At 58.3% G+C, this 11,640-nt stretch carries 7 protein-coding genes; 1 reads left to right on the top strand and 6 read right to left on the bottom strand.

The window, feature by feature from the left end; genetic code table 11:
* Positions 1 to 9 precede the first annotated feature (9 nt).
* The 3 genes from ACYVAC_RS12345 to ACYVAC_RS12335 form a co-directional block, all read right to left on the bottom strand.
* Positions 10 to 1,230 (bottom strand): trans-sulfuration enzyme family protein, encoded by a 1,221-nt coding sequence (locus ACYVAC_RS12345; protein ID WP_461097991.1) that lies wholly within the window; start codon positions 1,228 to 1,230, stop codon positions 10 to 12.
* 101 nt (positions 1,231 to 1,331) lie between these two features.
* Complete coding sequence (locus ACYVAC_RS12340; protein ID WP_461097990.1) at positions 1,332 to 2,384, bottom strand: sulfite exporter TauE/SafE family protein; 1,053 nt, start codon at positions 2,382 to 2,384, stop codon at positions 1,332 to 1,334.
* Between the two features lie 189 nt (positions 2,385 to 2,573).
* Positions 2,574 to 6,005, bottom strand: coding sequence for a PKD domain-containing protein (locus tag ACYVAC_RS12335; protein WP_461097989.1), 3,432 nt, complete (start codon positions 6,003 to 6,005; stop codon positions 2,574 to 2,576).
* 134 nt (positions 6,006 to 6,139) lie between these two features.
* Here ACYVAC_RS12335 and ACYVAC_RS12330 point away from each other — a divergent pair, with 134 nt between their 5' ends.
* Positions 6,140 to 7,186 (top strand): PorP/SprF family type IX secretion system membrane protein, encoded by a 1,047-nt coding sequence (locus ACYVAC_RS12330; RefSeq protein WP_461097988.1) that lies wholly within the window; start codon positions 6,140 to 6,142, stop codon positions 7,184 to 7,186.
* A 24-nt stretch (positions 7,187 to 7,210) separates the two neighbouring features.
* Here ACYVAC_RS12330 and ACYVAC_RS12325 read toward each other — a convergent pair whose 3' ends face one another.
* The 3 genes from ACYVAC_RS12325 to ACYVAC_RS12315 form a co-directional block, all read right to left on the bottom strand.
* On the bottom strand, positions 7,211 to 8,068 hold the full coding sequence (locus ACYVAC_RS12325; protein WP_461097987.1) for a glycerophosphodiester phosphodiesterase family protein: 858 nt from the start codon (positions 8,066 to 8,068) through the stop codon (positions 7,211 to 7,213).
* Between the two features lie 71 nt (positions 8,069 to 8,139).
* Positions 8,140 to 9,228 (bottom strand): acyloxyacyl hydrolase, encoded by a 1,089-nt coding sequence (locus ACYVAC_RS12320; protein ID WP_461097986.1) that lies wholly within the window; start codon positions 9,226 to 9,228, stop codon positions 8,140 to 8,142.
* 87 nt (positions 9,229 to 9,315) lie between these two features.
* The gene (locus ACYVAC_RS12315) at positions 9,316 to 11,577 is read right to left on the bottom strand and encodes a fused MFS/spermidine synthase (RefSeq protein ID WP_461097985.1); all 2,262 of its coding nucleotides are present in this window, start codon (positions 11,575 to 11,577) and stop codon (positions 9,316 to 9,318) included.
* Positions 11,578 to 11,640 lie beyond the last annotated feature (63 nt).

The raw sequence follows: 11,640 nt of genomic DNA, 5'->3' as shown, positions 1-11,640 counted from the left end.
CGTGGCCGGCTACTCGGTTGCTGCGGTGGCGTTGACAGCGCTGGCCGATTTTTCGGCGGCCTGCGTGAAGTCGGCAACGAGGTCTTCGATGGCTTCGAGCCCAACCGAAATCCGGATCAGACCGGGCGTGATACCCAGAGCCGCTTTTTCGTCGGGTTTGAGTTTAGCGTGGGTCGTGGTGTTGGGGTTGGTAACGATAGTCCGCGAATCGCCCAGGTTCGACGACAGGGTGGGAATTTGCAGCGCGTCGAAAAAGGCGTTTACGCGGTCGAAACCACCCTCGAGCTCGATGGTAACGATGGCGCCCCCGGCCGACATCTGTTGCCTGGCCAGTTCGTACTGCGGGTGTGAAGGCAGAAACGGGTACTTGACCACGGCTACGTCGGGGTGTGCTTCCAGGGCTTCGGCCAGCGCCAGCGCGTTGCGGCAGTGGCGTTCCATGCGCAGATCCAGCGTCTCGAGGCTTTTCGACAGCACCCAGGCGTTGAAAGGCGACAGCGACGGGCCGGTATGGCGGGCAAAGAACCGGATGGGCTGGATGAGATCGGCGCGCCCCACCACGATACCGCCCAGCACGCGACCCTGTCCGTCCATAAACTTCGTGGCCGAGTGAATCGACAGATCGGCTCCCAGGTCGATGGGTGTTTGCAGAATGGGCGTGGCAAAGCAGTTATCGACATTCAGGATAAAGCCGTACTGCTGTTTCAGGCGGGCCAGCATCGTCAGGTCGACCAGTTCGAGGCCGGGGTTCGAGGGTGTTTCGAGGTACACCATACGCGCAGTCGGGATGCCGTTGTCGGCATCGCCCCGGATGGCTTCCTCCCAGTCGGCTTCCGTCGCCGTGGCATCGACGTAGGTATAGGTGATGCCCCACTTGCTCAGAATCTGGGTAATGATCTGGTGGGCCGAGCCGAACAGAGCGCGGCAGGCAACGATCCGGTCGCCCGATTTGAGCAGGGCTGCCATACTGGCAAACACAGCCGCCATGCCGGTACCCGTGGCAATGCCTTCTTCGGCGTTTTCGAGCATACAGACCTTGTCGACGAACTCGGTCACGTTGGGGTTCGAAAACCGGCTGTAGATGTTGCCTTCGATGCTTTCGTCGAAGAGCGCTTTACCTTGCTCGGCACTCTCGAAGGCAAAACTCGACGTAAGGTACAGGGGAACCGAGTGTTCACGATTCTGCGACTTGGCAGCCTGCGTCCGGATGGCTTTGGTTTGTTTTTTCATAGAGTTGGAAGAAAGAGGAGCGAGGAAAGGAGAAAGATGTTGCTGAGAAACAAAACGCAGCACACGCACCTGTCTATCTTCTTTTCGCTGGTCTCTTCCCGCTAAAAGAACAGAATAATCTTGCGTAGGCTAACGATGATCACCACAAGCCCAACCAGCACCATCATGGTTTTGACGGGCAGCCGCTGCGACAGCAGGGCGGCAATGGGCGCGGCAATCATGCCACCCAGGATGAGGCCCAAAATTACCATGCCGTAGTTGCTTAAACCAGCAAAGAGGGCAAAGACTAGCGAGGAGGCAAACGAAACGAAAAATTCGGCGAGGTTAACGGAGCCAATCGTGTAACGCGGGTGCCGGCCGGCAGCAATCAGCGTCGAGTTGACGATGGGCCCCCAGCCTCCGCCCCCGATAGCGTCGACGAAACCACCAAACCAGGCCAGCAGCCCGATCTGCCGAACGGGCCGTTTCTTGATCCGTTTGGTCAGGGCTTTCTTTAGGATCAGCACACCCAGAATGGCCGTGTAAACCGAGATAGCCGGGCTCAGGTATTTGGCCACGATTTCCAGATCGGCCAGTTTCGTAATCAGAAATGCTCCCAGCGCGGCTCCGATCACACCCGGAATCAGAACGGCCTTGAAAAGCCGGCTGTTGATGTTGCCAAACTTCAGGTGCATGTAACCCGACACCCCCGAGGTAAAAATCTCGGAACTGTGCACGCTGGCGGTGGCAAACACAGGACTGATACCCACGCTGGTCAGGAAAGTGGTTGCCGTAACGCCATAAGCCATACCCAGCGCCCCGTCGATCATCTGCGCAACGAAGCCCGCCAGGATAAAGTAAAAAATCTCGGGCGTCAGGTCGACCTGGCTGGCCAGCAACGTCAGTCGGTCGATGGTGAAGTAGCTGAACAGCAAGTGGCCCACCAGCATGAGCGCCAGGGCCGAGAACACATAAATGGCAATCTCGGTACGGGTGCGGGGCCGCAGCAGGGGTGAGCGGGCAGGGGTAGTGTTGGCCAGCTGAATGGTCGCTGAGGGGAACGACTGGCGCAGAGCCTCGGCCTGCTGCGCTGCATTGGCACCCTGCACCGTGAGGGTCAGTCCGGTCAGGTCAAGAGCCGGGGCAGCGTTCACAAGGTCGTTGGATTGACTCATAGTGCTTGAATTCTATCGACTTTATAGATTTGTGTTTTCAGGAAAAGCGGCACAGGGCGTGCCGCTTTTTTGGGGAATGAAGTGACGACAAAGGTAAGTACAGAAGCGATGTAAATACAAATGGGCAGCACTACCAGCTTAGTTTGCCACTAGTCGGACCATCGATCAGGTAGCAGTATCGAATTGGCGCTAACGGACAAGGGCTACGCTGCCAATTAGTTTCTTTGTTCTGTTGCCCCTAAATAATACTTCTGCTTCGTAGGCATACTCGCCAGCCGGCATCGGTACACCGCGGTTCGTGCCATCCCAACATTCGCCAGGTTGTTGGCTATTTAATGGAATATCAGATGCGTCGAAAATGACCTCTCCCCAGCGATTCCAGATCCGAAGCCGCTGGATACGGGTAGCTCCCTCATCGCCAAAGATTGTCCAGACAGGACTGTACGAGTCGGGGCCAGGCGTAAAAGCCTCTGGCGCCACAGCCTCGCAGGGTAACACGTGGATAGCCGCAGTGCGTAGACTTGAGTCAGCACACACGCCGTCGTAACTAACGGTCAGTGTTATGTCGTGACGGCCTGGTGGCAGAGTGACCTCTGGTGTTGGTGTTGTCAGGGCGGGACCACTTCCGATTTGCCAGCGATACTGCGTTGCGTTGGGTTCTGCGCTTATCAATCGAATCGGATTACTGGTACAAATAGTATTACCGCCCTCGATACTAAATTCTGGTTTAAGGCGCGGGCGAATGCTGATGGTTTTGGCTTGAGTGGTTGCGCAGCCGTTCGATGAACCAATCACCGTCAGGCTGATCGTAGCACTTGTCTGGATACCTGAAAATATATGTTGGGGTGAATAGTTGACTGAATCGATGGGAGAACCATCACCAAAACTCCAGCGGAAACGGTATCTTGGGTCACTCGTATTGGTCACGGCAAGCAATTGCCCCTGACACGAAAAAGGACTGTTGATTGAAAAACTGGCGGTGGGGGGGGGCGTGGTAGTCAGCGAAACTGTCTTGCTGCTGTAGCCGCAGGGGGTGTAGGCCGTCAGGGTAACCGTATACAGCTTATCGGCCTCAGCGAACCGATGCAAGGTTTTTTCGGTAGTCTCGATTGTGCCATCGCTAAAACGCCACACCCAGGCGGTTGGTCGGGGTACGGTGGCATCTGTAAACTGAACAGGCTCGCCCGCGCACGGCCGGTCGGCCGATAGGCCAATGCCCGGTTTGACAAAGGTTGGGTAAACCCGAATACTGACAGCATCAGTATCGCGCCCACAACTATTCTGAACGAACAGCCGGATTCGGAAGGTACGGGCTGAATCAGGAGCGGCAAAAAAGTGGTAAACTGTATCCTGCAAGGTTTGCCGGGTTGAGCCATCACCGAAGTCCCACAAACTTGTCTGACCCTGGCCAATCGACCGATTGGCAAACCGTATAGTCGCTGGTGTGCAGCGAATAGTTGTCGAATCGATTCCGATTTCGGCAAAGGCCAGGGGACGTACAGAAAGGCTGGTGGTTGCCTCCTGCGTGCCACAGGCATTGCTGGCCGTCAGTGTGGCTGTAAAGACACGGGTGGTCTGGGTGGTGTTCTGGTAGGTATGGCTGGCAGCTGAAAAATCGGCAGCTGATGCGCCATCGCCGTAATGCCATTGGTAGGCTACGCCTGGCTGGGGCCCTGGGTTTACGCTGAAGGTTGTGGGCAGGGGGGCACAACCGGCCGCTGTGGGGGTTGTCAGGCGCAGTGTGGCTGGGGGAGAAATAAGCGTAAGCGATTGCTGGGCCTGGTTTTCGCAACTGCCAGAGCGGGCGCGCAGCACTACCGTTTGTTGTCCGGGGGGCAGAACAAGCGTTGGCTGGCGGCCTGTGGCAACGGTCATGCTGTTGACTAACCATTCGAAGGTATCGGCGCCGGTTGAGTTGTTGGTAACGGTAATGGGTTTGTCGGTGCACTGACCAACGATCGCAAAGGCAGCTTTAGGCTGTCCAACCCGAACGGCAAACGTACCCGATGCCAAACACCCCCCGGCACCGCTGACTTGGTAGGTTACTACCAGTTGATTGGTAGTGAGCCCGGTTAGCAGAAGTGAATCATTCTTGATGCAGTTTGTGCAGTTGGGAGTCGACCAGCTACCGCCGGCTGGCGTGCCGGGCAGCTTTACTTTAGCCTGGCCCGCACACACGCTTAGATCGGATACCGATACCTGTACACCCGACACTGTTACGACTACGGAATCCAGTACTTGGCAGGCTCCCAGCCCAACCCGATAGAGCAGTTGAACGGTGCCGTTAGTACCCAGAAGCAGGCTCGTATCGGCCCGCTGGGCGTTGATCGTAAAGCCCGTTATTGGATTTTTTAGCGTCCAGACACCGCCGGGGCGGTCGGCGCGCAGCCGAATGGGGCCACTGCCGGCGCATACAGTTGACGTGCGGGGCAACGCAATACGAACCGGTTTAGCCGCGCTGACCCGGAACGAAATCTGGACGGGCCGACTGCCGCAAACGTTGGCGGTTGAGGCTGAGACGACGTAGGGCGCGTCGGATAATGCCAGCGGAATGCCCGCTTGAGGGTCGAAGGTCTGGCCATTGAGCGTATAGGTAGCCCCGGCAATTGGGTTGCCGATTCGGTAGGTGAAAGCCTGACAGGTGTCGTTTTGGGGTTTTAACGTTGGACTGGCCAGATCGAGAACCCGAACCACACGCTGGATACGGTTTGGAATACGGCAGGGGTTGTCGACCGTGAGCGTCACCATATAGTCGCCGGCGCGTGGAAATTGGGCTTTTGGTCTTGGGGATTGTGGATCTGTCTTGTCGAGATAGGCCGTCTGACCGGGTCCGGAAATTGACCAGGCGTACGTTGTGGCGCCGGTCGAGGGCGTACCGTCGAAACGGAGAACCGCACCCGACGAGAGGCATAAAAAGAGGGTATCGTTGCTGGTCTGCACGGCGCCCGAGTCTTTAATGGCAGCCTGCGCTTTATCAAGTACGGTCACTGGCGCCGAAAAGGGGGTACTGGGGCCACAGACACCCGATACGCTCAGGGTAGCGGTGTACGTTCCCTTGTTGGCATAGGTGTGGCTGCCGGTAGGGCTTGCTGCGGTCTGGTCGCCAAAAAGCCAGTTATACGAGTACTGACTGCTTTGCGGGCAGGTCTGGTTAGTAAATGTGGTTGTCTGGCCCGCACAAACGGCTGGGGCCGTAAATCGCGGACGGGGTATGTTGCGCAGTGTGAAATCGAAACTGTTGTTGGCGGGGTTACCGGTACCACAGTTGTCGGTTTGCCTAAATTTAATGGTACGATCGAGGTCGCTACGACATTGGTCCACAAAGTCCTTGACATCATATTCGTGGGTCAGTTCGAGCTTGGCCGGATCGAATGGGTATGGGTCCACGATACCATCGCCCCAGTCAATCCGATACGTTTTGAGTGGGCAGGAAGCTCCCGCTGGCACATCGAGTAGAATGGTAACGGTAACTTTCGTTTGCCCTTCCCTTAAGCAAATATCATATCGGCCGTCTTTGGGCTTGATTGATGGTCCGATCTGGCCAAACAGAGGGAGTGAGGCCAGCAGAAAAGCGATGGCCAGCCAGTGCCGAAAGGGCAGGGAGTTTACAGAAGAAATCATTGAGAAGGGGCGGTGTGGCGCTGAGCTGGCAATATAATCATGTTTGCTGGCGCCCCTGACGATTAGATACCTATTCTATTGGCAAAACCCAGTTTACGGCGTTTCTTTGCTCCCCCACACCAGATCGTTCATCAATGCGCTTACTTACGTTGCTTGGTACCAGCCTGCTGCTGGTCGGTAGTTCACGGGCTACATTCGCGCAGGATCCGCAATTTTCCCAATTCTACGCCAACCCCCTCTACCATAATCCGGCTTTTGCCGGTGCTACAGGTACGACCCGTTTAGTGGCCAATTACCGAAACCAATGGCCAGCACTACCCGGTAATTACCAGACGGCAGCTTTTTCGATCGATACCTATGCCGAAGATCAGCGGGTTGGGCTGGGCGCTCAACTTATAAGTGACCATCAGGGCGGCTCGTTTCGGGCAACGCAGCTGAGTGGTATGGCGAATTATACAGTTCCGCTGCTACAGGAAAAAGCGCGGCTGGTAATGGGCATTCAGGCTGCCTATATCGGTACTCAGTTTACACCTTCGGGAATGACTTTTGCCGACCAATACGGCCCGGGCGGCTTAGTTAGTCAGATCACTAACGACCCGCTGGCACAGGGGACGCTGACGCAGAAGAGCCTGGATTTTTCGAGTGGACTGGTCTTTGAACACGAACTCGGCGATGACATGGCAACCTACTGGATGGGCGCTTCCATGCATCACATGGGTCGGTCGCAGGCGAGGGGTGATTGGCTGGGACAGCGCCTGACCGGCATGGCCGGTATTCGGTTGCCTTTCACGAGCACACTGGGTAACCAGGGACTGGGCCATCAGCAAAACCGCGATCAGTCGATTGGGTTAACGGGGTATGTGCGCCAGCAGGGTAATAATGTACAGTTGGACGTAGGGTTGAACTTGATTTATTCGCCGGTTATGCTGGGCCTTTGGTACCGGGGTATACCGCTTCGCCGTACGGGACAGACGTATCAGAACGACGCATTGATCGGTATTTTTGCGCTTCACGTGGCCAATATGATGGTCCAGTATAGTTATGATATAACCGTCTCATCACTTCGGTTTTCAACCGGTGGGGCGCACGAAATCAGCATCTGGTATGGCCTCGATGCTTTGTTTTCGTTTACTGGAAAAAACTTCAGCCTGAAGCGGCAACGACGCTGTTATCAGTTTTGATGCGACTTCAGGCTGGATACGGATTTACCGTACCGCCCGCCACACCTCCAGCGGCCGATCGGTCGACATGATATCGGCGCCCCGGCTGGCAAAGCCCCGATACACCTGATCGCCTTTGGCTACGGCCTGTTTGTCGAGGTTACCCAGCGTACCCAGAATGCAGGCAATCTGTTTACCGTGCAGAAACTGGTACAGCTCGGCATCGGGTTCTTTGACACCCACAAAGGCAATCATGCGGTTATCGGGTACGCCCAGTTCATGCAGGCGGTCGTATTCGGCCCGGTTCCGGATGGTGACCGAGATCATCAGCGACGGGTCGAGCCGGTGCAGTTTGGCGGCATCGGCCGCGTTATACGTAATCACGGCGGCATAATTGCCCGCCCCGGTGCGGTGAATCATGTCGACCACCTTTTCGAACGAGACGTTCCGTTTCACGTCGAGCGTAAACGTGACTTTATCCTTTCCCCAGCGCAGTACCTGCTCCAGCGTCGGAATGTGGTAGGGCGTCGGGTTGCCCAGGTTGTCTTCGAGCCGTACCGTTGCCAGTTCGGCGTAGGTTTTTTCGATCAGGCGGCCGGTGCCGGTGGTTGTCCGGTCGAGGGTCTGGTCGTGCATCATCACCAGCACACTGTCTTTGGTGAGATCGATGTCGCACTCGATAATCACGGGCATCTGCCGGGCCAGGTAATCGAACGATTCGATGCAGTTTTCGGGGTATCCTTTCAGATCGCCACCGCCCCGGTGGGCCGAAATTTTAGGCGTCTGGTTTGGCTTGTAGCTGAAAAACGAACTGCCCTGGCCGGCCGAAAGGCGCGTATAGGTTTTGGGAGAACAGCCCAACAGGCTGACGATCAGGCCCAGGCTGATAAGTGGTCGATTCATACGTTGTTGATTGTGGGCCAAAAGTACGCGTAAACCGGGTGCAACCGGCCTGCGCTGGCCAATCCCGCGGCTCAGAATGTCCAGCCAGCAGCCGCCTGAAAGCCTTTGGTACTCTCGCCGTAGGCCTTGACGTGAAAGCCCAGTGTAAGCCCCCGGTCGGTTCGGTAGAGCAGGCCGTATTTCTGGTAGCTGGCCGGTTTGTAGGGCTGCGGACGTACCACGTTCCAGGCCATGTGCGCCGTGAAGGCATAGCGGCCCAGCCAGAATTCGTAGCCACCCAGAATACTGCCCTGCACGTAGCGCTGGTCGGTATACCCCCAGCGTTTGATCTGCTCCTTGAAGTAACGGTCGTCGGTGACTTCAATCCCCCCCGACAGCACGTGCGAGTTACTGAGCCGGTAGCCGCCCACCAAGTTCAGCCCGAGCATGGGCAGGGCCATTTCGGGCGTGGTGGTGGTCTGGGGCAGCACCCGTACCGAGCCCAGCAGCAGGGCCCGCGCCATCCAGCGGTGGGCGGGAGCGGGTGTTCGCCAGGTGCGGGTGTCGGGGTAGCGCAGCGGGCGGGGGGCGTAGGCCACGCCCAGCCCCACTGTCGGGATATTGATACCCTGGTTGGGCTGCCGGGTTCCGGCGTTGGAGATGTGGTTATATACCCCCCGGGCCGTTAGCTGGACCCGGTCGGTCAGGCGATAAAACACGCTGAACGCTGCGCCGATTTCGGAGCTGACGGGCAGACTAACGTATTGGTTGGTAGGGTTGGTCACCGGGTCGTACACCCGCGTCAGGTAAGTCAGGCCCGCCGACAGCCGCACCGCATAGTAGACGCGGTGGGCGGGCGCAATCAGCGGCTCGAAATACAGCCCCGCCCCCCCCGTTCGACCCAGCACCGCCGGGTTGCGGAAGGCGATGTAATTGGCGTAGATGCCCACGTTGGCAAAGCTGTGGCCCTGCTCCCAGGCCCGGCGGCTGGTGGTGCTCCAGCTGTAGGTAAACTCGGCACCCAGCGGCACCTTACCGGTGGCCGGTACCACCTGATCGGGCGCCGAGAGGCCCAGCAGGGGGGTCACCGAAAACAGGCGTCCCCGTTGAATCAGGGTATCGGCCTGCCCGTTGGCCAGCAACGGACACAGGCACAGCAACCAGCGTAAACAGCTTTTCAAAACGTCAGTTGTCAGGAGTTTGGCCAAAGATAAGCCAAACGGATGCACGGCAGGGTGTGGTTGTTACCAATCTAACCGTTCCGACCCTTAAAAACTGGCCCGGTCGGCCACGCGAATGCTGTATTCATCTTTTGGAAACAGATCGGTATTGATCTCGGTAGCGACCACGGTCGGGCGGGGGAGTGGACCCGTATGCGGCTGATAGCGACTGATCAGGGCGCCCATATCGATGCCCGACCGCCGGTAGTGCCGGTCGGTGAAGGGCACAGCCGCGCGCTGCCGAATCTGGTTCCAGTCGAGCTGAATGGGCTGGTTACTGCCAATCAGAATCAGCCGTTCGCCGTACACGACATACGGAAAAACCGCCCGGAAGGTGTTGAGCACCCGCGCCGTGGGGCACCAGGTAACCGCCAGCCCACCCGGTTTCAGCCGGGAGCGGATGAGCTCGAAGTATTCCCGGGAATACACGTTGCCCGAATAGGCCGAGATGGGGCGCAGCGCGTCGGCTTCGATGACATCGTACTGAACCCCGCCGTTGCGGATAGCATAGCGTCCATCGTGCAGGCGCAGCTGCAGACGCGGGTCGCGCAGGATAGCCTCTACCGCCGTATCGCCCGACACGGCCGCATACCGGGCCAGCACCAGGGCCTGGTTGGTGGCGATCTCGAAACAGTCGATCTGCCGGGTTTCGGGTCGGCCGGCGATGCCGTTTACGGTGCCGCCCGATCCCAGCCCAATCACCGCTACCCGCTCGGGACGCGGATGAATCAGCATCGGCAGGGCACCCAGCCAGGTGTGTACCTCGTCGAACTGAAAGGGCAGGCCGCTCTGACTGAGGCCGTTGACGAAGACGGTGCCGGCTTTCTGATCGGGGGTGGTTTTGATGACCGATACCGACGATTCGTTTTCGTCGAACAAAAACTGCCGCGCATCGGCCAGCCCATTGAGCAACTGCCAGAAACGCGCGTTGCCGGGCATCTGCCAGCTGCCGAGGAGCAGTAAACCGGCCAGCGCTATCGGGGCAAGTACCGGCCCCGACCGACGCCACAGCAAGATAGCTATGTACACGAACCCCAGGGCACCCAGGCAGCGCACAAGCACCGCCGTACCCACCAGAGGAAAGCCCAGCCACGTAACGGCCCAGGCGCCCAGCGCCGACCCGACGATGTTGACGAACTGGAGCCAGCCCACCCGCCGACCTACCAGACCGGCCTGCGTATGAATAAGCGACTGCGACAGTGAAAAGCTGAATCCCATCAGAAAGGTGGGGACGAAAAGCAGAAAAAGCGGCACCAAGCCGTAGGTGATTACACTGAAGCGGGGGCTCAGCACGGGTTCGCCACTTAGAAAGTACTCATTCAGGACGCGCAGGGCAGGCCACTGACCCACGCCGTTTACGAACAGGGCAATCGACACCAGCGTGTAGGCATAGAGACCCGCCTGCGCCAGCAGAAAGGCGCGTTCGCGCACCCGGGCGGGCCATGCCATGCAGCGCGTACCCACCAGTGTACCCACCGCCATCGAGCCCAGGTAAATGGCCAGCAGCACCGCAAACGTGAGCGATACCGATTTGATCAGGGTTTCGAGTACCCGGAACCAGATCAGTTCGAGCGACAGCGCGGCCAGCCCCGATATAAAGTACTGCACCGACCAGAGCCCAAACAGACGGGTAGCCGACGAATCGGTAGGAGCGGTGTCACCAACCGGGGCGGAGCCAGCAACCTCGGCGATGGGCTGGGCACGGGGTCGGTTCAGCCAGGCCCCCAGCACACAGACTGCGTTGAGGGCGGCACCTACCCACAGGGCATGCTCGAATCCCAGCCGGCGCACCAGCACAAAGCCGGTAACGAGCGCCCCCACAGAAGCCCCAAGGGTGTTGATGAAATATAATAGACTGATGTAGCGGGTCTGATCAGTCAGGTCGCCGAAGCGGAACGCTCGCGCCAGCACCGGCAGCGATACGCCCATCAGGCCGGTCGGAATCAGCAGCACGCCGAACACCACCAGATACAGCAGTACCGGCGTTTCGCCGGGGGGCGGGGCCGACGCGTAAAGAAAATCGTACAGGATCCACTTGCTCAGCAGGGCAAAGGCCATGATACCCAGTTCGGCCGCCACGAAGTAGCGCAGGTTCTGGCCCGGCGTGGCCCGGTCGGCCAGTTGCCCCCCCGCCAGATACCCGATCCCCAGCCCCGTCATGAAGGCCGACACGATCAGACTGATGCTGACGGTGTCGGAGCCGGTGTAGAATACGAGCAGGCGCTGCCAGACAACCTGATAGAGCAGGGCGGCAAAGCCCGACAGGAAAAAAAGGAGTAGTACGAGTTGGCGAAGTCGGTGGGTGGGCATAACGAAAAAAGCGCCACTCCGTTTGCGGAATGGCGCCACTAATATGCATATTTTCTGTTTGCT

The organism is Spirosoma luteolum, from assembly GCF_054778875.1.
The sequence above is the reverse complement of the archived record's forward strand: the minus strand, read 5'-3'. Positions and strand labels throughout refer to the sequence as shown.